Below are 22,657 nucleotides of genomic sequence, written 5' to 3' on the forward strand. Positions count from 1 at the left end.
CAAGGATGAACTGCCCCCATGACGGGATCGAGTTGCTGGTCGCTCACCGGTCGGGGATCGAGATCGACATCTGCCCCACCTGCCGGGGGGTGTGGTTGGACCGCGGCGAACTCAACAAACTCATCACTCTCGCCACCGACCAGACCAGACCCTTGCGCCCTCCCTCCTTCCGCCCACTGCACACCAGAACCTCACGCTCCGCCCGTCCCGACGGGCCGACGACATCTCCGACCGAGAACTGGCTGGCCGATGTGTTCGACGACACCGACCCTCCCCTCGATCACCGCCGCTGACCCGAGACCCGGCATGAAGCGCTCGCGCCGGCCCACACCCTTTCGAAAGGAACGCTGATGAGCATCCTCGACCGCCTCACCCAGCTCGCCTCCCATGCCCTCGGTCAGGCGCCGACCAGCACCAACGTGACACCTCGTGGAGGACGGCCGACAGTCAAGGGCGTGGTCGCCTCGGTGATCGGCGCGCCACAACCCACCGGCACCACTAGCGCGGCCCCAGCGAACCGGGCCGCGCCGCTTAACCCTCCCGCGAGGGGAGCCGAGGCCCGCACGGATGTCCCTGGCCTCACCCCGCCGCCCGCTCCCGAACCCACCCACCGCGCAGCCCTCGGCCGCTACACGTACCTCCTGCAGACGGCCACCCCGACACAACTGAAACGCATCCACACAGAGGCCTTCACCCGCCTCGACCCCGCCGACCGGCGACGACTCCAAACCCAGCTGACACTCGAACTGCCACCAGACCAGCGACCGCGAACCTCTGACCCCGCCGACCTCGCCCAAGCCTGCGGCCGGGCCCAAGTCGCCCGGCCAGGGATCCTCGCCCGCATCCTCACCCGCACTCCAGGAACGACCACCACCGCGACGGGAAGAAGCCCGGCCGTCGGCACGGCCGCCGCCGCGGGCGGGCTCCTCACCGCGGTCGCCAGCAGCGCCATCCTCACCACCGCAGCCGCCCCACTCCTGGCCGACGCGCTCACCGCGGGCGTGGACTTCAGCGCCCTCGCCGACACCATCACCGTTCCCGATCTCGGCGTGGATCAACTGACCACCGGCGTGGAGGACCTCGCCGGTGAGGCGACAGGCGCGAGCGCTGGCGCCGCAGAGCAGCTGACGGGTTGGGAAGAACGCATCGCTGGGTTGCATTCTGAGCTTTCCAGCCTGGAGTTCCCCGGATTCGGCGGCGTTCTCAGCAAGTAGGATCGACCTCGACGACGAGAACACGTTTGCAGCGGCATGGTAGTCGAGGCGGAAGTGCGGCGGTCCGGTTGCTGCCACGCGCATCTGCGGACTGGAAGGCCGTCGGTGTGCCGGCCGCCATCGTTGTTGAGTGAATCCGCGCCGAAGGCAACAAAGGGGATGCGGACGGGATCGTAACCGCGGGTGAATTGACCGGGTTCGTGTTGCTGGGGGGGCACCCGAGGTGGGGACCCGACCTATAGGGTTTAGTCGGGCGTGAGCGGCCGGGCGACTGGCAGGAGGGTGCGCCAGGTGCGAGAGCGGGTCCAGCATCGCTAGCCACCGCCGCTTTCGGTGAGGTTCCGCGATGAGGTCCGCCGCTCGCCCGCCGTGCTGCTCCTTACGGGGAGGCCGCCGGATGCAATCATCTCCGCCGCGGTGCACCGGCCCGCAGCGGTTCGCGCCACCTCCGCCTTTCGAATCAGGGTGTGCCCTGGCCAGATCGCGAGCGGCGATCGCAACCGGGCGAGCTTCGGAGACGCCATCCCTCGTCCCTGCGCGACCGACGAGCGCGCGATCCTGCCGCTGGCGAGGGGAGGGCGCGATGCGGGCGACGTGTGAGTCTCGCCGTCAGAGTTAACATCGGTCGATCATTAGCTTGACATGGCTAAGGGTCGCCGCGTTCCGCACCCGGGCGGTGTGGAGTGACCGCCCTGATCCAGGGGGGTGTCCGACGAGAGCAGTTGCTTGGGTCGGGCTCTCGCCACCGCCTGGACCTCGTGTGGCAAGTCGAGTCGTGAGTCTGCGGGGAAGCAACGTGTGGAGCCGGCGCCCTCCACGCCCCACCTCCCGGTCACGCGTCGGGGCGGCTCCAGTCGGTGGACAGCATGCATCGCCTGTCCGCCCGACGCAATGCCCGAGACTGATCCTCGCGTCGGTTCGTACCGTGTGGGTCGGGAGCCGAGAGGACGTAAGTTAAGTGGCGCATGCGACGGAACTGACGATTGGTGGTCGAGCGTAAGTGCTCTTGGCGGGGACTGATGAGCATGAAGTGCTTGCGCAATTGACGGAAGCGGTGCGCAGGCGGCGGTGTAGTGGATCTGCCGGTGGGACGCGGAACCTCGGCGTCTGTCCTGATCAGCCCCGGCGTGCCCGTGTTCATCGACCATCTGACCATCCCCGACGATGATCGTGGACTTGAAGGTAACGGCATCGAAGAGGCGCTTGGTTGCGACGAGTGGCCTTGATCTCCCGACGTTGCACTCTCGTATCGACGCCGATAACGGCTCACGCCTGCTCGTCTGATGACCAGGGTGCTTGTCGGATCTCTCAGGATCCGCGTGAAGCGGCGGCGCGACCGACGGGCTGACGGCGATGGGTCCGGCAGCGATCGTCGAAATCGCCGTCAGCCCGGGTTCCGGGCGCTGGGGACACCCGGAACCCGATTCGGCCATCGCCAGGCGTGACGGCCACTGGGGAAACGGCTCTTGGGATTGCGTTCCCGCGGGGGTGCTGGGGACACCCACGGGCAAGATAGCGCCGGGTCGGTTCAGAGTCTTGGGGTTGACATCGATGATCGTCGGGGCTAGTCCGCGTCTGTTTGCCCCGTGACGCCCTAATCAACCCGTGTGCGGTCTAAGTCCGGGAACAAGGGGGTTGTAACTTTGTGAGCAGAGGGATAGACCGGCTCCACCGCAAGTCGACGCTGAGATTCGGGCGTCATGGGAACGCGAACCGGCGGACAGCGGGGGCCGCCCTCGGGTGGGAGCTTGTTGGCAAGCCACGCTCCCCCCGAGGGCGGATCTCTAAGCCACCTGGTGCCTGTCCGGCCATGTGGACGGAGCCATCCATGTTCGATCGAACCGGTTTGCCGGCTCGAGCACTTCGGGCGAGGAGCGCTTACAGGGCGTCGACGGTGACGCGGTTCTTTCCTGCCCGCTTGGAGTCATACATCGCGGCGTCAGCGCGGCCGAGGAGGTGCTGTGCGGTGACGGCCGGGTCCACCCCGGGACGGTAAAGCGACACGCCCACGCTGACCGAGGCGGTGACGAACCCTCCGGCGACGTCGATAGGGAGCCGGCAGACCGCGAGGATGCGTTCTGCGATGGCCTCGGCGGCGGCCTCGTCGGCGCCCGGGCAGAGGGCGACGAACTCGTCGCCGCCGATGCGTCCAACGATGTCACCGGTGCGCACGGCGCCGCGCAGTCGGGTGGCGAGTTCGACCAGGACCATGTCCCCGGCGGCGTGACCGTAAGCGTCGTTGATGGATTTGAACTCGTCGACGTCCAGGAACACCACTGACAGCGGCTGGGAGGCGGCCGCGGCGGAGGTGATGGCGCTGTCGAGGGTGACTTGGAGTAGCGGCCGGTTAGCGACACCGGTGAGTTGGTCGTGAAGCGCCAGCTGCGCCAGCCGCCGCTGCAGACGGACCCGCAGGAGCGTTTGCGATGCCTGTCGGCCGATGGCCTGCTGGAGGTCGTAGAAGTGCGTGTCGAAGTCGGTGCGGCCGCGGTAGAAGCAGACCAGCACGCCCAGTCGTTGACCGTCAGCTAGAAGTGGCATCACGCTCAACGACGCCAGACCGATGCCGCGCATCGCCGCGGCAAGCTCTGCGTAGTCCTCGTTGTCGTCGTGCACGACGGTCACCGCCGTGGTCTGCCGCAGTTGAGGGACCGGCGCGACCCGACCTTCCAGTGGGTTGGTGCCCCCAGCCAGAAGAAGGTCCCCGTCGTCCTGGGTGAGGAACACCGCGGTGTCCTGGGCCTGAAACGCCTCCCGCGCGACGCTCGCAAAAGAGCGCGCGACATCCGAGTCCGTGGCGCTGACATCGAACGCGGTGGACACGTCCTGCAGGATCCGCACCCTCCGCTCGGACAGCTCCGCTGCGTGCCGGGCGGCGAGAAGGGCTTCCTCGTATCGCACCCTCTCCGTCGCGTTGAAGAAGGCAAAACGAACGACGTGTCCACCGTCATCCCGTCTCGCATTGACCAGCGCCGGCAGCGCCGTCCCCGACGCGGTCCGCAGGGTGAGGGCGACCTCTTCCACGACACCAGAAGCGGTAAGGACCTGGGCGAGCAGCGTCTCGAACACCGCGCGACTATCCGGCGTGAGCAGGTCGGCGACGCGGGTTTGCTCGAGCTGCAGGCGGGAGTGGCCCGTCCACGCCGCCAGGGTGTCGTTGACACGCACGACGACCCCGTCCACGTCCGTGGCGAGCAGCCCGCACGGGGCACCGTCGAACCACTCATCAACCACCGCCATCATGACTCACGACAGCCGGTGGGAAGCTCCGACATGGACCGGGAGAACGGGCGCTGGAAGCGCGGGCGAGGGACGTCGACCATCGATGGCCTTTCGGGCGGGTTCGCAAGGCGGGATCGGCACGTGCTTACAGTGTAAGCACGTGGTTAGCATAGTACGCGGCCCTCCGGCGAGAAAGCCCTCGCGGCGACGGCTGCCGCGGGGGAGGATCGGAAGGTGGCAAAGCGCACCGAAAGCACCCCAGAAGGAGCCGTCGCGCCGCGGTTGACCCGTGAGCTGATCATCTCGACGGCGTTGCAGCAGATCGACCACTCGGGGGCCCAAAGCCTGTCGATGCGCTCACTCGCCCAGCAGCTCGGGGTGGAGGCGATGTCGTTGTATCGGCACGTCCACGGCAAGGAGGACATCCTCGAAGGGGTGGTCGCGCTGCTGATGGACGGTCTGCTGGCCGATCTGGACGCAGAGCTCGCCGAGCACTGGCAGGGCTACCTGCAGACCACGGCGCACCAGATTCGACGGATCGCCGTCGAACACCCCAAAGTGTTTCCGCTCGTGGCGACCCGGCACCCCGCCGCACCGTGGCTACGCCCGCCGCTTCGCAGCATCGAGGTAGTCAATGCTTTTCTTGCAGCGCTGATCGGCCACGGCTTCACGGACCAGCAGGCCGTCAACACCTATCGGTCCTTCAGCAGCTTCCTGCTGGGACAGTTGTTGCTGGAGTCGGCCGTGCGTGGCGCGGAGACGGCTCCGATGGGGGAGTCGCTGGACGAGGGCGGCGCCCCGATCCCCGAAGGTGACGGTCGACGCGGCCTGCAGGATGCGCCGGAGGTGTACCGGCTGCGCAACATGCTCAGCGAAGACCGGAGTGACGAAGAGTTTGAGGTTTCCCTCGAGGCACTCCTCGACCGGCTCGCGCAGGAGCTGTCGCAGTAGGCCAAATCATGTCGGAGCCAATGGCGTCGATCAGGCTACCCCACGGAAGGCCCCGGATCTCCGTCGCCGGAGCGGTCGCGTGGCATGCCGCTCAACGTCCCCAGGGGTTCCGATCCGCCCGTCGTAGCCACCTCGCTGTTGACCGACACGCCCTACTCGGCGCGCGGATCACTGGACCTCCGCCCGACAGTTGACCTGCACGCCCTCACCGATTGGAACGCCAGTTGACGCGGGCCGACCAAGTGGAAGGGTCGGACGACACGCTCGACAACTGGAAGGGCGGTCTGTCGATGGCGGACGCTTGAGGCGCGCCGAGGGTCCGCGGAACTGTATCGTGGCGTTCACACCGCTGTTCCCGCGAGGTTCCGGCGGTGGGTCGGGCGCTCGCCCGCCCGACCGCTCATCGCGCCACACGGACAGCTGCTCGAATCGCTTGGTGCGCCGACCCTCAAGGTTGTTACGACGTGAACACAGGGCGAGATCCGCCCCGAATAGTGGTCTCGGATCAGCCCCTGGGCTTGCGGCCGGCGAGAAGTTGACCCTGGGGATGTGATTGGGAGCGGCCGCAGTGCTGGTCGTCCGATCTGCCTGCTCGCCCCGGGCGCCCCCGAATTCTGCGCCGGTCTTGCGCGAGCATTGCGGCTATCAAGCGGGTCTCTCGAGGTGCGGCGTCCAGGCTTGTCCGCAGAGCCGAGAGAGCAGGCGGGCCCCAGCCCGCCCAACCGTGGGAGAACAGCCATGAAGAAGTCCATGAAGGGCACGATCGCCATCGCCGCCGGAATCGCACTGCTGCTGGGCGGCGGCGGATCGCTCGCCTACTGGCAGGGCAGCGCGTCGACGACGTCGGCCACCATCCAGACCGGCGAGCTGAGCGTCGCCCTGACCTCGGGTGCCAAGTGGGAGGTCAAGCGCGGCAGCACGACGACCGACATCACCAGCACCCTCTCGTCGTACAAGATGGTCCCGGGCGACCAGATCATCTACACGGTCCCCTTCCAGACCAAGGCCAACGGCACCAACCTGACCGCCAACGGCGCGATCAACTGGGGCGGCTTCTCGGCCGTTCCGGCGCACCTGACCTCGAGCGTCGCCGGCACGTACAACGCCGGCGCCATCGCCGGGACGTCGTTCACCGTCGCCAGCGGCACCGCCAACGGGCAGCTCGTCTTCACGCTGACCTGGCCCTTCGGCTCCAACGCCACCAACGACACGGCCGCGACGATGAACAAGAACTGGAACCTCGGCGCCACCACCGTCACCGTCACGCAGACCGCCAACGGCGCGAACTGAGCCGTCCGCTTCCGGGCGAAGCTGTGCTGAACCCGGGCAGATCGAGGTGTCATCGAAGCGCTTTTCGACCGCCTCACCCGAAGCACTTCTGAGGATCGACGCCACCTCGGCAGGCGGGGACCGGCCGGGGTGGCGCTACGGTGAGGGGTGCCGCTACGGAGAGGGTCGCGTGAGTCGGTAGCCGGCGCCTGTGACCGTTTCGATGTACCGGGGGTGCGCGGCGGAGTCCCCGATCTTTCGGCGAAGGTTCGCGATGTGCGTCTCGACCGCGCCTTCGTCGGCGGCGGTGACTGAGTCGGCGGTGATGTCTGTCTGGTTCCGTATCGCCCGCGCCAGGGGCGGCTTGCTGACCACTCATCCTTTGGACTGCAGGATGGCCATCAGAAGGTCGAATTCAATGCGAGTGAAGTTGAGCGGGTGCTCGCCGACGAAGGCAAGTCGATGCTCCGCATGGAGCTGCAGCCCGCGGTGGGAGACCCACCCGTCGACTGGTTGAAGGCGTCGGAAGCATTCGATTCGTCGGCGTGGGTGGCTGAGCACGCGATTCGGCTGGCACGCGGGTATGGCTGTGACTGATTGCTCTTCCGTGCGCTCGTCGCATCCCGCCTCCAGGGGTGCGTGACGTTCCAGGTATCGGCGCAGCCTCCCGATCGGCGACAGGGAGGACTGCGCAGTGTGTAGCGGACCGCGGGCGCGTGACGGCGAGACGATGTCGCTGTTCGCGAGGTTTCGCTCACCGATACATTGTCTGTGGTTGGCCGGTACCGCGCGGCGAGGTGTCGCTGCCCATTGTCCGGCCAACGAAGGGAACCGGCGTGCGCCCACCAAGCGCTGATGATGTAGCCACCGTCGAGGCGCAACGGATCTGCCTCAGGCGCTCGCGGCGCCGATCCCTCCGCTTACACTGTAAGCATGGGGAGGTTCATATACGACGCGAGCTCCAACTCGGTGGACATCGAGGATCGGACGCTAGCGCACATCCGGCTGGTGATCATGAACAAGCTCCGCCGAGGAGAGCCATTCATGTTTGATGTCGACATGGGAGACGGCAGCGGGCGCCGCAGTTACTGGATTCATCCAGCGATTCCGCTACAGTTCCACTTCTTCGGCGGTCGGCAGCCGCAGATCAACCGGCGATGGTTGGAGGCGATGATGCAGGCTGCGAGCGGCCCGCGAGGCCTGACGATCATCCCGGAGCTAGAAGAGCCGATGGCCCCCTCTCGACAGATCGCCGCGCCCGAGTGAACGCTGGAGATCCTGGTGGCAGGAGCGGTGCCTTCTATCGTCCCATGTGACGCTGTGGGCCTATTGAGATCAACGTGATGCGCAGCCGCGGGGGCTGCCGCGAGGACCGGCACCCCTCCGCGCCGTTCGCAGCTACAGCACCACGTGCCTAACCGATGCCACGCACTGCTCTCAGCTGACAGATGCCTAGCCTCCCGACGTCGATCCAGCGGGCATCAGCCGGAGCTGCGGCTGGGGCCGAGTACTGCAGCAAACCCCTGCGGCGGATGTCACGACACCCACCTTTCGAGGCTGCGGGGCGTGCGGGCGACGAAGGCTGGTTCGATCGGGGCTGCAGGGGAGCCAGAGCTCTCCCGTGCGTTCACGGGTAGGTCATTTGCGACTCGAGCCGAAGCTCCACGTTCATGGTGATCGCAATGCCAGACCGGTTAACCGCGAGTTCGCGGTCACCGCGCACCGCCGGTCAGAACGTGCATCCAGGCGCTCACGGTGTCGTTGTCAAAGGCCTGCGCCCATCCGATGCCCCACAGGATTACGGACGTCGCGCAGACCACCGCCACCATGGTCACCGTCGTGGGCTTGGGCACCACAGCGACGGCAAGGAGGAGCATCAGGAGGTAGTTGATGCCGGCGAGGCCTGGCGGGGTGAGCCCGACGATGTAGGCGAGGAGGATCATCGCCGTCATTAATGGCGCCACCGCCCCGACCCCCGGATAGCGCAGCACGATCGCGGTGAGCACCACCACCGCGGTCGGCACAAGGTAGAGGACTCCCGACGGTGTTGCCAGGAACTGCGCGACGTCGGCAGCCCGCGCGGTGTCCCAGTGGAGGTCGCCGCGGATCATCGCGAGCGGGCCGAGCCGGAAAGCCACGCCGAGAACCATGAGGGAGCCCAGCAGGGCAAGGGTGGGGAAGACCACGACGATCGCGTTCGCGAGTCGCGACGCGGCTCGGGATCGGACGATGAGGGCTGCCGCGATCGCGGCCACCATCGCGACGAAGAGCCCGGTGAAATCCGACAGCGCCGAGCAGGCGAAGAGAAGTCCCGCGCGGAATCCGGCCTGCGTGTTGGCGTAGGTGACAAAGCGGACCAGGTCGATCATCCCCAGGCCGAAGAATGTCAGACCCAGGGCCGCCTCGAAGCTGGTGGTCACGACGTAGGCAAACATTGGCGTCAGTGCGAGGGTGAGGATGAAGACGATTCGTACCGGGAAAGGGAATTCCTTTCGCTGCATCGACTGGATGGTCAGCTGAATCAGCAGCCCGCCGACGAGCGCCCCCGCCACGCCCAAGCCGAACGCCCCTCCGGGGATGATCAGCGCCGCCACGCTCGAAATGATCGGGTAAAGTTCCGCGAGCGCGGCCACATCTGACGAGCCCCACGGCAGAGTGGAGACCCGTTCGGCGAGCGCGCCGTTCGCTGTTCCGTCCCAGTTGCCGCCCGAGGCGAGGTGGAACCACACCGCAACGCTCACGAACGGCAGCGCCGCGACCAGGCGCAATCCCCACCGTAACCAGACATTGCGTGGGTACCGGTCAATCTTCCCGGACTCGCTCTCCAGATAGAGCGGCCGGTCTCTCGCGAAAACGCTCTCAGCCGATGTCACCGTTTGCCCTACCACCTCGCGCTGACCCATCGCCACGCTGGTCCGGCTTCGCCGTCCGCCCTCCCACGGTAGCCGATGCGATCCGCCGTACGACTCTGGATCGGGGCTTCGCGATCCCGGGATCGGAGGAGCGGCTCTGGCGTCGTGGCCGTGGGAGATGGCCCGCCTGCGCTCTGCCAGAGGCAAAGGATGAAACGTGACTCGCTCGGCGCTTCGGGGCGTCGTGGTGAGCCCGCTCGTGGTGGTTGCTAGTGCAGCTGTGGTCTTGTCGCATCTGCCCCGCGAGCGGCATGGCCGACCTCCTAGGCTGACTGTAGGCCTTGCCTCCGTATCAGTGCGTTCTCGCCGCCTGAGAGCCAGCCAACCATCGAGGTACGGTCTGCGAAAGCAGTGTCCGCAATGCGCTGGGCGGGCCATCCGAAAAACGGTTCCCGTATTTGAAATGTGACGGGAATCGTCCAGTCGGACCCCGCGCGCCCGCACAGTGACCTGACCGCACCGGCTCGCTGTGGCGCGACATCGCTTGGTTCGTGATCCAGCAACGAGTTCGGCGGGCCGAGGCGTCCTCGAGTTGGCGGGCACACGAATGCGCGCGCGGCGACCCCGCACCGAGCCGGGCGGACCTGGTCGCACCCCCGAGCGCAGCCCCGACCGCCGAACTCGATTTCTCTGACCTCGACCGGTTCAACATCGACCCGAAACGCGCCCGGACGCTCATCGGCGTGGGACGGTCCCTCCCTTCTTGGAAAGGCTGTCGGCCGAGAACGATCACTCCGTCCTTCGAACGTTCGGCACCATCAGCGGGATCGGACCCTGGACCCTAAGCTGCATCGCCAGTCACACCTATGGGCGGGCAGATACGGTGATCATGGGTGACGCGCACATTCCCTCGATGGTCTCCTGGATCGTTGCCGGAGAGCCCGTGCCTCCAAGCTCGGGCGGAGCAACCATTCGCGGTGACCTGCCCGGCGGGGAAGTATCGGAGAGTGGCGAAAAGAACCGGAGGACCCCCGCCGAAGCGGCGCCGCCGCGCTTGACCCGCGAGCTCATCATCTCGACGGCGTTAGGGCAGATCGATGAGTCGGGGCGCAGAGCCTGTCGATCCGGTCTCTTGCGCAGCAGCTCGGGGTGGAGGCGATGTCGCTGTACCGTCACGTGCACGGCAAGGAAGACACCTCGAAGGCTTCGTCGCGCTACTGATGGACGGCCTGCTAACCGACCTGGACGCCGAACTCGCCGAGCACTGACAGGGCCACCCGCAAACCAAGGCCGGATTCGCCGGATCGCCATCGACCACCCCAAAGTGTTTCCCCTCGTGGCAACCGGTCACCCCGCCGCGCCATGGCTTCGCCCACCGTTTCGCAGCATCGAGGTGGTGAACGCGTTCCTCACCGCTCTCATCGGCCACGGCTTCACCGACCAGCAGGCCGTCAACACGTATCGGTCCTTCAGCAGCTTCCTGCTAGGACAATTGCTGCTGGAATCCGCCGTCCGTGGCGCGGAGACCGGCCCGGTGTGCGAGTCGTTGGACGAGGGCGGCGCGGCGATTCCCGAAGGCGACGGCCGGCGTAGCCTGCAGGACGGGCCGGAGGTCTACCGGTTGCGGAACATGCTCAGCGAAGACCGCAGCGAAGGGGAGTTCGAGGTCTCCCTCGAGGCGCTCCTGGACCGCCTCGCCTTGGAACTTTCCCAGTAGCCCGCGCCAGCCCGACCTGCGGCATGGCCCGAGGTCGCCGCGGCTGCCGTTAGCCCGAGGGTGGGGTCAGGCGGTAGCCGACCCCGGTGACCGTTTCGATGTAGTTGGGGTGCGTGGCGGAGTCGCCGAGCTTGCGGCGAAGGTTTGTCATGTGCGATTCGACGGCCCGCTGGTCGGCGGCGGAAACCGTGTCCGCGGTGATGTAGGTCTGGTCGCGCAGCACTCGTGCCAACGCGGGCTTGCTGACAACTCGCCCCTTGGACTGGAGAAGTGCCGCCAGCAGGTTGAACTCGGTGCGGGTGAGCGCAAGCTGCTGCCCACCGAGAGAGGCGAGCCGGTGCTCGGCATGAAGCTGCAGATCACGGTGGATGACCCACCCACCCGCCCCATCGGCTGCAGGAGGATCGCTGGGGTCGGCGGGATGGTCACGCGCATCCTCGCGGGTATCCCCGGACACGGGTTGAGACGATGGAGTGGTTGTTGTGCGGTGCGCGCGGCGCAGCCCCGCCTCCACCCGGGCGCGCAGCTCGCCCGGCCGGAAAGGTTTGAGCAGATAGTCGTCAGCACCCGATCCGAGCCCGGCAATCACATCCGCCTCGTCGATGAGACCAGTGAGCATCACGATGTAAGTGTCTGACCCTGCCGCTCGGATGCGGCGGGCCGTCTCCAGCCCGTCGATCCCCGGCATCGCGACATCAACGGTGGTCAGCACAGGAAGGTGCGTGAGCACCGCCTGCACACCGTCCGCACCGTTGTCGACGGCCACCGTGGTGTACCCCGACTTCCCGAGGACCGTGGAGATTAGCGAGCGGATATCCGGGTCGTCCTCGATGATCACGACCTTCTGGGGTTGCGCGTTACCCGTGCTCATGATGGGGGTCCCGGGCGTGTCGGCCGGTCTGTGCCCCTATTCCTGCTTCCCCGGGCGAGCGCGCTCAAGCCTAGGGAAGCAGGCGGCACGGACGCCTGCCGCGCACGAGACCCGAATTCGTGACCATCCGGCGCGCTCCGTACCCCATCATCATTGTGCGCGAAAGACCGATCAGGCGGGGGTCGAAACCCCGGTTCTGTCAAAAGCGACACGGGCGGGCGGGGAGCCGCAACCCTCCCACTGTCCGAACCCGGGCCGGCACCCTTCGCGGCCGACCGCCCGCCACAGTCGAGCTCCCCTCGGCCCTGGTGTCCAAGCGCGCCCTTCATGCTCTGCCCGGGCGGACCGACGCGAGGAGGCGCGCAAGTTCCGCAAGATCCGCGTCGTCCAGTTCCGCAAACCACGGGTCCACCTGGGCCACGATGGCGGATTCATAGTCCGACACCATGTCTGCTCCCTGCACGGTGAGCGCGAGGAGCCGAGTTCGCCCGTCGGTCGCCGACGGCTGCTTCTCCACAATCCCGCGGGTAATGAGACCGTCCACCGCCTGTGTGACCGCGCCCTGCGTCAACCGGAGAGTACGGGCAAGGACAACCAGCGACGGCTGCTCGGGGGCATGGGCGACGAGGGAGAGGATCTGCAGCTGCGTGCTGGTGAGCGATCCGTCCCCGAACTGCACGTCGGTGGGGGGCAGGAGGTGCCGGGCGAATTCGACCACCACCCCCAAGACGCTCTCGATGTCCGCGTGTCGCACGTCTCGAATGTAGCGGCTGAGACGACGGGTGTACTTTAGCGATTGAAGGATCTGTTCCGCGCTCGCCCGCAGTCAAAGACCGGTCCTCGACAGTGATGGATCGTCGAGGTCCGACGAGTGGGAGTCGTAATGGGAACCATCTTCTATGGCAACGCCGGTCACCCGATACACCTCGAGGACCGCGCCCTCGCACACCTCAAGGTGGTCATCGCGGTCAAACTGCGCCGGAGCGAGAGTTTCACCGTGTCATGGAATCATCCCGACGGTGAGCGCCCAGGCAAGTCCACGATCTGGCTTCACCCCTCCATCCCGCTACGGTTCGTGCTCGATGACGCAGAGCCCATCGAGTTGAATCGTCAGTGGATCGACCAACTCGCGCAATCCGCCCACTCGGCGGCGGGGGTTCAGCTCACTCCCGAACAGGTGCAGGCCGTCTCCTCAGACGCCGCGACGAACGAATCGGCGGCGATGACGCTGGGAACTGTAGAGGTCGAAGACCTCGACGTCGGGAAGCTGACCGTCGGGGGAACGGAGATCACCCCGGAGCTCACCAACGGCTGAATCCGCCACCCCCCGCCGATCCTGTCTAGAACGTCGCTCCCACGTTGCGAGCTTGCTTACTAGCGCGTCGATGGTCGAGCTCAGCGCGTCCGTGACGAGAAGCGGCCGGAACGTGACCGTCGCCCGCTCGCTGATTCCCGCCGAATCGACCCAGTCGTCAAACGTGTCTGCTGGAAGTCGCGGCCGAAATCAGGCCGGTAGTCAGGCCCGTAGACAGCGCTGTGTAGAGACGGCCGCGGTCGTCTGTGCCCGCACCGCCGAATCGGTCATCCCCGCCCGGACCCGTCGCACCGCAGTCGGCGAGATTAGTTCCGTGGCTGATGCCGCCGCGGGGTTGACTCCCGCAGAGGCGAGCATCACGGGGCTGGCCGGCTCGAGGGTGCCGCTGCCACTCGGTCGGGAGTTGAGTGATGGAAACAGGGATGCCGGGAGCAATCAGGAGCCGGTATGGTGCGCGGGCGCCGTGGCCGTCGAGGGCTTCCAGCCAACCCGATGCGCCCAGGGCGAGGACGTCGATCTGCTGTTGCACGTCGTCGAGCGAGCGCCCGGGAACGCGGTACGACTCGCCCCGTACACCACTTCGACCGTCCCCATGACCTGCGCCTTCCGCGTCCCGCGACCACGATAAGGCCGCGCCCGACCCGCCGAGCGTGCGCGTGCAGGAAACGGATGGGGTGTTGCGTGATCCGGATCAGGCATACCGTTAGCTGCAGGAAGACCTGACGCGCCTAGGAGGCAGGAATGGGGAAGTTCACGTATGAGAACGGCGTGAAGGTCGACTTCGACGACCGGACGCTCGCGCATCTGCAGGTCGTAATCGCATCCAAGCTGCGCCGTTCGGAGTCGTTTCATTTCTCGTGGAAGGACGACGCCAGTATTGGTGATGGTCGCACTACGGTGTGGGTGCATCCGTCGGCGTCGCTGGTCTTCAAGTACTACGGCTCCCGCCCTCCTAAGCTGAACCCGGCGTGGCTGAACGCCCTCATGTTTACCGCCAACTCGGGGAGCGGGCTGTATCTCGTCCCAGAGCCTGCCCCGTCTGAGCAGAGCGCGGAAGCCCGTCATCTGGTCGACGCGGACGCGTGACTAGCCCCGGAGCGATGACATGGCGACGATTCAGACTGTTGCCGGCGAAAGTGAGATGGCAGTCGCCGCCCTGGAGGCCTACTTTCCCGGCGTGCAACTGGGATCTGATCGGGGCACCGAGCTGACGTTCGCGATGAGGGCGTCAAAGGTGTCGCACGGGGTCAGCCTGCTTAGCCTTGCCATCGCCGGACCACCGGTGACCACCGGCGTCACCGCGACGGCGGGGTTCATGTTCGGCCGGGCAGTCCTTCTCGACGGGAACATGGCTGTAGGGCGGGAAACTATCGACGCGGCACAGCCATATGTCATCCACCCCGGGATGCGGAGCCGCCATGACCTCGCCAACGCCCAGGTGCTCACCGTCGATTCGGCCGCCTTCCTGGGACGACTGGAGGGGCGCGTGCGGCGACCGGCGCACAGCTTCCAGTTCACCGGGATCGGACCGCGCACCCCCGAGTACGGGGCTTACTGGGACGCGGTGATGGGCACCGTTTCGCGCGCGATCCGCACCGGTGCAGCCGACAATCCGGTGGTGGCTTCCAGCCTGCTCGACCTCGTTGTCACCTCGAGTCTCGCCTGCTTCGCCCACACCTGGGATGACGCGCCGTCCGAGATCATCCCGGTGGGTCATGCCGCCGTGCGGCGCGCCCGGACCTTCATCGACGACAACGCGCATACCCCGATCTCGCTGGCCGACATCGCCCGAGCTGCTCGGATGAGCGTCCGCGGCATCCAGTACGCGTTCGCGCGCGAGTTCCAGATGACCCCTTCGGAGTATCTCCGCCGCGTCCGATTGACGCACGCTCGCGTCGCACTCGTGCAGGGGCATCCGTCGGCAGGCGACACGGTCACCGCGATTGCTCGCTCGTGCGGGTTCGCGCATCCCGCCCGGTTCGCTGCCACCTATCGCAGCGTGTACGGGGAGAACCCCTCCGACACCCTCACCCGCGCTCAGAGCGGGCAACCATCATGACTGGCGTGTACACGGAGAAGGCCGTCGACTTCACCGACCCCGACCAGACGGAACAACACCTGCACGACTCCTACGGGCCGGTGGCGATCGGCCGCGCGTTCCATCACTTCCACCAACATCTGGCGGGGGACGAGAACATTCAGCTCCACTCCGGCCGGTTCGAGGGGTCGTATTCCGTCGCCATCGAACTCACCCAGTTCGTCGTCGCCTCCGCTGTCACCTCCTGCCGGTGGGAAGAGGGCCGCGACAGCGGCGACATGGCGCTCGAACCCGTGCTGTTTCGCCCGCACACGCCGTACATCAATCACATGACCGACAACGAGAACCGCGCCGTCGTCTTCGAAGCCGAGGCCGTGCAGACAACCGCCCGCCGACTTTACGGGGATGACCGCCTCATCCTCACGTTCGACGGACCCCGACCAGTCTCACCACAAGCGGGCGAGATGTGGTTGAGCGTCCTGGAACTCGCCCGCGCCCAGCACAAGGCGGGACTGCTCCGCAACGACCTCGTGCGAGCGAGCCTCTTCCGGCACTTGACCGTGACCATGCTGGAGTCATTCCGGCTGGTCGCTGACAGACCCGCACTGCGAGCGTCAGCAGCGCGCCAGCACGCCATTCGTCGCACCGCGGTCGACTACTTCCACGATTACGCGTCCCTCCCCATCACCATCGACGACGCCGCCGCTGCCGCGAACGTCTCCACCCGCGAACTAGTCACCGCATTTCGCGCCGCACATCCCGACAACATCTCACCAACGGAGTACTTGCGCACCGTGAGACTCGCGGCCGCCCTCGAGGACCTGCGCGCCGCCGACCCGACCAGCGGAGCCACGGTCAGCGAAATCTCCCGCCGATGGGGCTTCACCTCACCCAGCCGATTCGCCGCCCTATTCCGAAGTGCCTACGGTGTGTCGCCAGCTCAGGTGCTGCGAAACTAACGCAGCCGGATTCAGTCCTTCCCAGCCACGGAGCACCACACACCCACGAGACCCGCTCGCCGACCGAATCCGCACGCGCCGTAGGCCCCCGTACCCCGGCCAGCCGGGAACAAGAGCGGGAACAAACGCATGAAACGGCTGAGACTCGAACGCATGGCTGAGACCTCGGAGGGTTGATCTTATGCGGTTCTGAGACCCTAAGTGATCCCTGTGACCGCATACCGTATGCGTTCAAATCCCACCGTCACCGCCATGAAAACCCCCGAAGATTCGGGGGTTTTCGCATTCTGAGGGAGCGCGGCGCAGTCGCGGTGCCAGGTACGCTCCTGGCGGCTCACTGCGGTCCGACCTCAGCGACGAAGGCGGGTGCTCCGGGGAGCGGTCGACGCACTCTTCGCACGCTGTGACTGGATGATCTTCAGGGCGACGGGGAGGATCACGGGCAGATACTTGATGACATTCCGGAGCATCGCCCGAGTCTCGCCCGCCTTCGGGATCGACGCCCTGCCATTGTCGGACCTGGGGCCCTGTGATATGCGCCGCCGTGCGCCGGGACGGGCAGGTCGGCGCGCGATCAGCCACCACTGTTGATGTCACCCAGCTGGCGATACGGTCGGTGGTGACAGGCGCGACCACGGTTCCTGGGGAGGACGGGCGATGTCGACGGAACTCTCACCGGCCCCCGTGCGGGGGATTGAGCACGGCTCCCCGCCTCCGCGACGGGGTCGCCGCGCCGGTCTGGCGGCGCTCGTCGTCGCGATCATCGTTCTGATCGGCGTTGGTCTCGTGATCTTCGGATGGATGGTCAACGAGACGCACTTCAACCGGCCGAGCCCGGAGCTCGAAGAGTTCGCCACGGAGATCGACCGCCTCCCCGGCGTCGCGAGCGTCGACACGGAGCGGTGGGTCGAGGCTCCCACCTTCTCCAACCCGACGACGACGGTCGCGGTGGCGGTGGATCGCGCGGGGCTGCCCGCGCTGCTCGACGCTGCCTGCGCGACGGACTACCCCGACGGAGTGACGTGGGCGATCCGGGTGGTCACCCCGTCGTCGACCGAGGTGTCGCTGCACGCGTCGTCGCCGCCTGACTCCGAGGCCGCCTCACGGTGTCTCGACTTCGGTTTCGACGCTGCCGGACTGATCGATGAACTGGGCCGCGTCGGCCCCGGTCTTTCCCTGCAGCCGTCGATCTTCGAGCCCGGACGGCTCACTGTCGTCGAGGTCGAGGAGGCGCGTGCCGGATTCACGCACTTGCTGCCACTCGTCGCGTACGCGCCGAACCTGCTCGCGGCCGCGGGGCTCGCATTCGAGGATGACGTCGAGATCAATGCGGCGACGCTGGGGGTGAGGCTTTCCGGGGGCGAGGCAGCGGAGTACCTCGCGCTGCTCAGGGAGCTCGCGGACGACCGCGGGGTGACCAGCTTCTGGGCCAGTGACGCGACTCAGCAGACCGACGGGGTGGCGAAGGTCCAGCTCGTGGCCCCCGCGCTGCAGCAGACGGCCATCGAGAGGGCGATCACATCCTCAGCCCTGCCGATCGCGGCCTACTCGATACGTTTCATCGAGCAGTAGGCGCGGACCGGCCTCGACGACGCGCGCCGACACCAGGGCGGTCGACGAGAGCCGAGATCGGTGCGGAGGGGCGGGTAGGGTAGCCGGATGCTCCGCCTCATCGCCCGCGTCTATTGGGCGTTCAGCAGATGGACGCTCGTCACCGAGCCGGCGCCGACCCGGCCCAGTGTCGTGCTGGGAGCGCCGCACACCTCGAACTGGGACTTCGTGCTCATGCTCGGCATCGCCTGGCGCCTGGGAATGCGATTCCGGTGGCTGGGCAAGGAGAGCCTGTTCCGCGGCTGGCGGGGCCCGATCATGCGGGCGATCGGCGGCATCCCGGTCGACAGGTCGAACCCCGCCGGGGTGGTCGACGCGCTCGTCAGCCGTATCCGGGCCGGGGATGTCTTCGGCCTCGTGGTCACGCCCGAAGGCACGCGCGAGGGAGCCACCCACTGGAAGTCGGGCTTCTACCGCATCGCGCGCGATGCCGGCCTCCCGGTCACGCTCGGGTACGTGGATCGCACCACGATGACCACCGGGCTGGGACCCACGATCACGCTCACCGGCGACGTCGGCGCCGACATGAAGGCCATCCGCGCCTTCTATGCCGACAAGTCGGGACTGCGCCCGCACCTGCGCGTCGAGCCGCGCCTGCGCGAGGAGGACGACGCCGGCCGCCACAACAGCGGGCGCGATTGATAAAGAGATCGGGCCACGACCCATCCTGACGGGCCAGCGCGTGCCGAGCCGGTGTTGCCGGCGTCGGTTCGGCGGTGTCGCGGGACGACGCATGACACGCGACGCGTGCGTTCCGCTGTCGCGGGCACGATGATGGGTGGATGAAGAGATCGACGCGCGCTTTGGTCCTCGCCGCGGCCGTCGCAGTGCTCGCGACGGGATGCACGGCAACGACGACGGATGCCGCGTCGCCGTCCGCCACTCCTGCACCCACACCGACATCGACCCCTGAACCCGCCGAGTGTCTCGTCGGCTCATGGTCGGTCGGGGCGGATGAGCTCCAGCCGATCTACGACGCGCTGCCCGGAGGTCTCGAGTACCCCGACGCGGTCATCGACGTCGAGGCATCCGCCACCATCTCTTTCGCGCCGACGGGAACGTTCGAGTTCACGCAGGACGTCCCCACCTCCGTCACCTGGCTGGGCCGCACCGCGTCGGTCGCGCTCGCCGGCACGATGACCGGGGAGTACGAGGCCGACGGCGACGCGCTCGCCCTGACGGCGCGTGAGAACGACCTGACCGTCGTCCCGACGGACGACGGTCGGGCCAGCGCGATCTTCGCGGACGAGACGGCGGACACGCTCGCCGAATGGCCTGTCTCGGCGTCGTCGTTCTCCTGCGACGGCGACGCCCTCGTACTGCAGCTGGACACTGAGGGATACGAGGCATCCGTTCCCTTCGTCCGCGGGTAGCACCCGGTAGGACCGTCAATCCCAGCCGCGTCGCGTCAGTTGATGGCGAGGATCGCGCATCGTGGCTGACACGCTGCCGATGTCGCCGCTTCAGATGTCGCTGAAGTCGTTGCCGGGCGACTGGATCTCGCTCACCGTGTCGCCGGTCATCCGCAGCACCACGAACATGGTGCCGACTTCTCCGGGATTCACGAGTGAGTTGGTGCCGGGTACCTCGAGCTCGCCGATCGCCAGTTCATCCGCGACACGATCGCCGTCGGCATCCCATCCGTCCCGCGCTCCGGCGGCGACGGCGTCGGCCCGGGCGGACCCGATCGAGAGTGCACCGTCTTCGGTCACGACAGGGACGCCGCCGATGGCGGCAGCAGTCACCGCGACACTGACGCGGTCGGCGTTCTCGCCGGTGACGACGACCCTGATGCCATCCCAGCTGTAGCCCGTTCCCCAGAAGCCCCCATACGGTCCCTCGATCTCCTCGCCCGCCCGAGGTTGCCCCGTGATCTCCTCCACCGCGGCGAGCAGATCCTCGGCCTCGCTCGCTCCCTCGAAGAGGAAGTCCTCGGTTACGCCGTCGTGGTCGTACGTGATCCCGTCGATTCCGATGGTCAGCTCGTCGGTCAGCGTCGGCGTCGGCGTCGGCGACGGGGCCTCAGCTGCCGGCGTCGTCACGCCGGGCGTGTTCGAGGCCGCCGACGTCGGAGTGGCGGGCGAGGCGCATCCGCCGAGGAACGCGATCGAGGTGAGGAGGAGGCACGAGGCCAAGCGGGCATGCACAGCACGACCGTAGCGGGCATCCCCGCCACTCATGCGCTGCCGCCAGGATCGGCGCGGGAACGTCATGCGCCGGGCGCTTTCAGCAGCGCGGCCGCAGCTCGGAGGGACTCGGCGTCCGCTTGGGCCCAGCGCGCGACGATCCGGCCGGCACGTTCTGCTTCGACGCCGGTGAGGCGGTCGAGCAGGGGCCGCACGACATCTCGGGAAAGCGGCTCGATCAGTGCCGTGATCCGCGCGTCGCGAAGAAAGCCCTCGATGCGCGTGAGGTCATTCGCCGTCAGGGACTCGACCATTCTCTGCAGCAGGACGACCGCGGCGAGGCGGCGCTCGACGACAGGCGCCGCCCACAGCTCGGACGCAAGCGCCACGATGTCGTCGTGCCCGAGGTCGCGATACCGCCGAAGCGCGTCACGGACCGCGCCGCGTACCGCGCCCACCGAGGCTCCGTACACGCGCATCCCGCCGACCGACGCGTCTCGGTCCGCCCACGTGCGCCACTCGGATGCCTCGGCCCGAAGCGTGCGGTCGATGAAGGCCGCGGCGGGTGATTCCACCTCTCCATCCTCCCCGCTGACGGGTGCGGCGGCGCTTGCGAGACAAGGGCGCCAGAGGCGGCTGACCCGGATGCGGGTGCGACCGCGCCACTTCGCTGCGAGCGCTGCGTCGTGATGCGCAGCGCTCGCAGGAAAGTGCAGCGCTCCGCGGTGAAACGTCGGAACTGGCGACGCGTCGCACCAAACCCCTCAGCGGAGCGCGTCCGCCTTGGCGCGCAGCACCTTCTGCTGCGCCGCGTTCGCCGTCAGGCCTGCCGCGGTCAGCAGTTCGGAGCGCGCCTCGTCGGCGCGGCCCAGCTGCGCCAGGAGCTCGCCGCGAACGCTCGGCACGAGGTGCGAGCCGCGGAGCGCCCCCGACGCCTCGAGCTCGTCGACGATCCGCAACGCGTCGGCGGGGCCGGTCGCCATTGACACCGCCACCGCCCGGTTGAGCTCGACGACGGGGCTCGGGGCGATGCGGCCGAGCACCTCGTAGTGCAGCACGATCTGGGGCCAGTCCGTGTCCTCGACGCTCGGAGCGACCGCGTGGCACTGGGCGATCGCGGCCTGCAGCGCATACGAGCCGCGGCCCATCCCGCGGGCGGCGGCTGCGGCATCCGCTCTTCTCAGCGTCTCGACGCCGCGGAGGATCTGTCCGCGATCCCAGCGCGAGCGGTCCTGATCGGCGAGCAGCACGGGCTCGCCCGCGCGCGTCTCGCGAGCGGCGAAGCGGGAGCGCTGGAACTCCATGAGCGCGACGAGCGCGAGCGGCTCGGGCTCTCGCGGCAGGAGTCCCGCGACGATCCGGCCGAGGCGCAGCGCTTCGTCGGCGAGGTCGGGCCGCACCCAGCGGTCGCCGGCGGTGGCAGCGTAGCCCTCGGTGAAGACCAGGTAGACGACCCCCAGGACGGCCGAGAGCCGGTCCTTCCATTCGGCGGGGTCGGGCGTCTCGAACGGCACCCGCGCGGCGGCCAGCGACTTCTTCGCCCGGGTGATGCGCGCCTGCACCGTGGTGACGCTGGTGAGCAGCATCCGTGCGATCTCTTCCGTTGTCAGGCCCGCGACCACCCGCAGGGTCAACGCCACCTGAGACTCGCGCGACAGCGCGGGGTGGCACGCCGTGAAGATGAGTCGCATCACGTCGTCGTCGATCGGCCGCCACTCCTCGTCGACCGCCTCGTCGAGCGTGTGGGCGATCGCGGCATAACGTTCGTCGAGCCGCTCCCGACGCCGCCACGCGTCGATCACGCGACGCTTCGCCACGGCGGTGAGCCACGCGCCGGGATTCGACGGGACGCCGTCCCTCGGCCACGAACCGAGGGCCTCGACGAGCGCCTCCTGGGCGACATCCTCGGCGAGGCCGAGGTCGCCGGTCATCTTGGCGACGGATGCCACGATCCGCAGTCCTTCGATGCGCCAGACGGCCTCGACCGTGCGCCGGGTGTCGCTCATCGTCCCAGTTCTCTCGGGGCGGAGGTCACTCGGTGCCGAGCTCGGCCCGCCAGCCCTTCTCCTTCTCGAGGTACTCGTTGCCCTCGAAGGCCTCGAAGTCGGCCTCGTCGTTGACGCGCCGCACCTCGAGCTTGTTGCCGGGCGTGAGCGGAGCGCGCTTCGCCCACTCGATGGCCTCCTCGGCCGAGGCCGTCTGGATGATCCAGAAGCCGTTGAACAGCTCGTGCACCTCGCCGTAGGGGCCGTCGCTCACGATCGGCGTATCGCCCGCGAAGTCGACCACGTAGCCCGGCTCCTGCGCGAGACCCTCGCCCGCGACCAGCACGCCCGCCTTCATCATCGACTCGTTGTACGCGCCCATCGCGTTGATGACGGCCTCGAAGTCCATGTTCGCGTAGTCCTCGAAGGCCTGCTGGGTGGCCCGCATGATCAGCATGTGCTTCATTTCTCGCTCCTTGTTCCGATTGCTTCGAGGTGACCGTTCGTCCCTCTCACTATCGCGTCGA

Annotated in this window: 23 protein-coding genes; 14 read left to right on the forward strand and 9 right to left on the reverse strand. The window is 67.6% G+C overall.

Features of this window, described 5'->3' with window-relative positions:
* Window positions 1-5: 5 nt before the first annotated feature.
* From ACFUTX_RS00085 to ACFUTX_RS00095, 3 genes are all read left to right on the forward strand, one after another.
* Window positions 6-293 carry a zf-TFIIB domain-containing protein gene (locus ACFUTX_RS00085; RefSeq protein WP_378861030.1) on the forward strand — a complete coding sequence of 96 codons (288 nt, stop codon included), beginning with the start codon at window positions 6-8 and terminating at the stop codon, window positions 291-293.
* A 57-nt stretch (window positions 294-350) separates the two neighbouring features.
* Window positions 351-1,214, forward strand: coding sequence for a hypothetical protein (locus ACFUTX_RS00090; RefSeq protein WP_378860161.1), 864 nt, complete (start codon window positions 351-353; stop codon window positions 1,212-1,214).
* A gap of 1,073 nt (window positions 1,215-2,287) precedes the next feature.
* Complete coding sequence (locus ACFUTX_RS00095) at window positions 2,288-2,440, forward strand: hypothetical protein (protein WP_378860162.1); 153 nt, start codon at window positions 2,288-2,290, stop codon at window positions 2,438-2,440.
* 652 nt (window positions 2,441-3,092) lie between these two features.
* On the opposite strand, the gene ACFUTX_RS00100 is transcribed toward ACFUTX_RS00095, so the two are convergent.
* Entirely contained in the window at window positions 3,093-4,457 is a 1,365-nt protein-coding gene (locus tag ACFUTX_RS00100; RefSeq protein WP_378860163.1) for a diguanylate cyclase, read from the reverse strand.
* 213 nt (window positions 4,458-4,670) lie between these two features.
* Between ACFUTX_RS00100 and ACFUTX_RS00105 the strand changes: the two genes are divergently transcribed.
* On the forward strand, window positions 4,671-5,387 hold the full coding sequence (locus ACFUTX_RS00105) for a TetR/AcrR family transcriptional regulator C-terminal domain-containing protein (protein WP_378860164.1): 717 nt from the start codon (window positions 4,671-4,673) through the stop codon (window positions 5,385-5,387).
* Window positions 5,388-6,125: 738 nt separating this feature from the next.
* Window positions 6,126-6,677, forward strand: a complete 552-nt coding sequence (locus ACFUTX_RS00110; RefSeq protein ID WP_378860165.1) for an alternate-type signal peptide domain-containing protein — start codon at window positions 6,126-6,128, stop codon at window positions 6,675-6,677.
* Between the two features lie 153 nt (window positions 6,678-6,830).
* Here ACFUTX_RS00110 and ACFUTX_RS00115 read toward each other — a convergent pair whose 3' ends face one another.
* Window positions 6,831-7,031 carry a helix-turn-helix domain-containing protein gene (locus ACFUTX_RS00115; RefSeq protein WP_378860166.1) on the reverse strand — a complete coding sequence of 67 codons (201 nt, stop codon included), beginning with the start codon at window positions 7,029-7,031 and terminating at the stop codon, window positions 6,831-6,833.
* A gap of 558 nt (window positions 7,032-7,589) precedes the next feature.
* Here ACFUTX_RS00115 and ACFUTX_RS00120 point away from each other — a divergent pair.
* On the forward strand, window positions 7,590-7,922 hold the full coding sequence (locus ACFUTX_RS00120; RefSeq protein WP_378860167.1) for an ATP-dependent DNA ligase: 333 nt from the start codon (window positions 7,590-7,592) through the stop codon (window positions 7,920-7,922).
* Window positions 7,923-8,368: 446 nt separating this feature from the next.
* Here ACFUTX_RS00120 and ACFUTX_RS00125 read toward each other — a convergent pair whose 3' ends face one another.
* Window positions 8,369-9,565 (reverse strand): hypothetical protein, encoded by a 1,197-nt coding sequence (locus ACFUTX_RS00125; RefSeq protein ID WP_378860168.1) that lies wholly within the window; start codon window positions 9,563-9,565, stop codon window positions 8,369-8,371.
* Between the two features lie 1,339 nt (window positions 9,566-10,904).
* Here ACFUTX_RS00125 and ACFUTX_RS00130 point away from each other — a divergent pair.
* Complete coding sequence (locus tag ACFUTX_RS00130; protein WP_378860169.1) at window positions 10,905-11,225, forward strand: hypothetical protein; 321 nt, start codon at window positions 10,905-10,907, stop codon at window positions 11,223-11,225.
* Window positions 11,226-11,274: 49 nt separating this feature from the next.
* Here the strand turns inward: ACFUTX_RS00130 and ACFUTX_RS00135 are convergent, their stop codons facing one another.
* Together ACFUTX_RS00135 and ACFUTX_RS00140 are read right to left on the reverse strand one after the other, a co-directional pair.
* Window positions 11,275-12,096, reverse strand: a complete 822-nt coding sequence (locus ACFUTX_RS00135) for a response regulator transcription factor (protein WP_378860170.1) — start codon at window positions 12,094-12,096, stop codon at window positions 11,275-11,277.
* A 325-nt stretch (window positions 12,097-12,421) separates the two neighbouring features.
* Window positions 12,422-12,850, reverse strand: a complete 429-nt coding sequence (locus ACFUTX_RS00140; RefSeq protein WP_378860171.1) for a MarR family winged helix-turn-helix transcriptional regulator — start codon at window positions 12,848-12,850, stop codon at window positions 12,422-12,424.
* A 129-nt stretch (window positions 12,851-12,979) separates the two neighbouring features.
* Here ACFUTX_RS00140 and ACFUTX_RS00145 point away from each other — a divergent pair, with 129 nt between their 5' ends.
* From ACFUTX_RS00145 to ACFUTX_RS00175, 7 genes are all read left to right on the forward strand, one after another.
* Window positions 12,980-13,411, forward strand: coding sequence for a hypothetical protein (locus ACFUTX_RS00145; RefSeq protein WP_378860172.1), 432 nt, complete (start codon window positions 12,980-12,982; stop codon window positions 13,409-13,411).
* Between the two features lie 741 nt (window positions 13,412-14,152).
* Window positions 14,153-14,497 (forward strand): ATP-dependent DNA ligase, encoded by a 345-nt coding sequence (locus ACFUTX_RS00150; RefSeq protein WP_378860173.1) that lies wholly within the window; start codon window positions 14,153-14,155, stop codon window positions 14,495-14,497.
* 91 nt (window positions 14,498-14,588) lie between these two features.
* On the forward strand, window positions 14,589-15,470 hold the full coding sequence (locus ACFUTX_RS00155) for a helix-turn-helix transcriptional regulator (protein ID WP_378860174.1): 882 nt from the start codon (window positions 14,589-14,591) through the stop codon (window positions 15,468-15,470).
* 80 nt (window positions 15,471-15,550) lie between these two features.
* A complete protein-coding gene (locus ACFUTX_RS00160) occupies window positions 15,551-16,408 on the forward strand; it encodes a helix-turn-helix transcriptional regulator (protein WP_378860175.1) in 858 nt (285 codons plus the stop codon).
* A 657-nt stretch (window positions 16,409-17,065) separates the two neighbouring features.
* Window positions 17,066-17,980 carry a hypothetical protein gene (locus tag ACFUTX_RS00165; RefSeq protein ID WP_378860176.1) on the forward strand — a complete coding sequence of 305 codons (915 nt, stop codon included), beginning with the start codon at window positions 17,066-17,068 and terminating at the stop codon, window positions 17,978-17,980.
* An 87-nt stretch (window positions 17,981-18,067) separates the two neighbouring features.
* Window positions 18,068-18,661, forward strand: a complete 594-nt coding sequence (locus ACFUTX_RS00170; protein ID WP_378860177.1) for a 1-acyl-sn-glycerol-3-phosphate acyltransferase — start codon at window positions 18,068-18,070, stop codon at window positions 18,659-18,661.
* 140 nt (window positions 18,662-18,801) lie between these two features.
* Entirely contained in the window at window positions 18,802-19,392 is a 591-nt protein-coding gene (locus tag ACFUTX_RS00175; protein ID WP_378860178.1) for a hypothetical protein, read from the forward strand.
* Window positions 19,393-19,482: 90 nt separating this feature from the next.
* On the opposite strand, the gene ACFUTX_RS00180 is transcribed toward ACFUTX_RS00175, so the two are convergent.
* From ACFUTX_RS00180 to ACFUTX_RS00195, 4 genes are all read right to left on the reverse strand, one after another.
* On the reverse strand, window positions 19,483-20,166 hold the full coding sequence (locus tag ACFUTX_RS00180; RefSeq protein WP_378860179.1) for a hypothetical protein: 684 nt from the start codon (window positions 20,164-20,166) through the stop codon (window positions 19,483-19,485).
* A gap of 62 nt (window positions 20,167-20,228) precedes the next feature.
* On the reverse strand, window positions 20,229-20,720 hold the full coding sequence (locus ACFUTX_RS00185; RefSeq protein WP_378860180.1) for a DNA alkylation repair protein: 492 nt from the start codon (window positions 20,718-20,720) through the stop codon (window positions 20,229-20,231).
* A gap of 189 nt (window positions 20,721-20,909) precedes the next feature.
* Entirely contained in the window at window positions 20,910-22,151 is a 1,242-nt protein-coding gene (locus ACFUTX_RS00190; protein WP_378860181.1) for an RNA polymerase sigma factor, read from the reverse strand.
* A gap of 25 nt (window positions 22,152-22,176) precedes the next feature.
* Entirely contained in the window at window positions 22,177-22,596 is a 420-nt protein-coding gene (locus ACFUTX_RS00195; RefSeq protein WP_378860182.1) for a YciI family protein, read from the reverse strand.
* Between the last annotated feature and the right edge of the window lie 61 nt (window positions 22,597-22,657).

It is taken from the genome of Microbacterium sp. NPDC057407 (assembly GCF_042803895.1).
GTDB lineage: Bacteria > Actinomycetota > Actinomycetes > Actinomycetales > Microbacteriaceae > Microbacterium.

What these genes read in the sequence shown, in the direction of transcription:
- ACFUTX_RS00085 (WP_378861030.1), top strand. Translation starts at nt 6, where the DNA reads ATGAACTGCCCCCATGACGGGATCGAGTTGCTGGTCGCTCACCGGTCG.
- ACFUTX_RS00090 (WP_378860161.1), top strand. Translation starts at nt 351, where the DNA reads ATGAGCATCCTCGACCGCCTCACCCAGCTCGCCTCCCATGCCCTCGGT.
- ACFUTX_RS00100 (WP_378860163.1), bottom strand. Translation starts at nt 4,457, where the DNA reads ATGATGGCGGTGGTTGATGAGTGGTTCGACGGTGCCCCGTGCGGGCTG.
- ACFUTX_RS00110 (WP_378860165.1), top strand. Translation starts at nt 6,126, where the DNA reads ATGAAGAAGTCCATGAAGGGCACGATCGCCATCGCCGCCGGAATCGCA.
- ACFUTX_RS00120 (WP_378860167.1), top strand. Translation starts at nt 7,590, where the DNA reads ATGGGGAGGTTCATATACGACGCGAGCTCCAACTCGGTGGACATCGAG.
- ACFUTX_RS00135 (WP_378860170.1), bottom strand. Translation starts at nt 12,096, where the DNA reads ATGAGCACGGGTAACGCGCAACCCCAGAAGGTCGTGATCATCGAGGAC.
- ACFUTX_RS00145 (WP_378860172.1), top strand. Translation starts at nt 12,980, where the DNA reads ATGGGAACCATCTTCTATGGCAACGCCGGTCACCCGATACACCTCGAG.
- ACFUTX_RS00150 (WP_378860173.1), top strand. Translation starts at nt 14,153, where the DNA reads ATGGGGAAGTTCACGTATGAGAACGGCGTGAAGGTCGACTTCGACGAC.
- ACFUTX_RS00165 (WP_378860176.1), top strand. Translation starts at nt 17,066, where the DNA reads ATGTCGACGGAACTCTCACCGGCCCCCGTGCGGGGGATTGAGCACGGC.
- ACFUTX_RS00170 (WP_378860177.1), top strand. Translation starts at nt 18,068, where the DNA reads ATGCTCCGCCTCATCGCCCGCGTCTATTGGGCGTTCAGCAGATGGACG.
- ACFUTX_RS00175 (WP_378860178.1), top strand. Translation starts at nt 18,802, where the DNA reads ATGAAGAGATCGACGCGCGCTTTGGTCCTCGCCGCGGCCGTCGCAGTG.
- ACFUTX_RS00190 (WP_378860181.1), bottom strand. Translation starts at nt 22,151, where the DNA reads ATGAGCGACACCCGGCGCACGGTCGAGGCCGTCTGGCGCATCGAAGGA.
- ACFUTX_RS00195 (WP_378860182.1), bottom strand. Translation starts at nt 22,596, where the DNA reads ATGAAGCACATGCTGATCATGCGGGCCACCCAGCAGGCCTTCGAGGAC.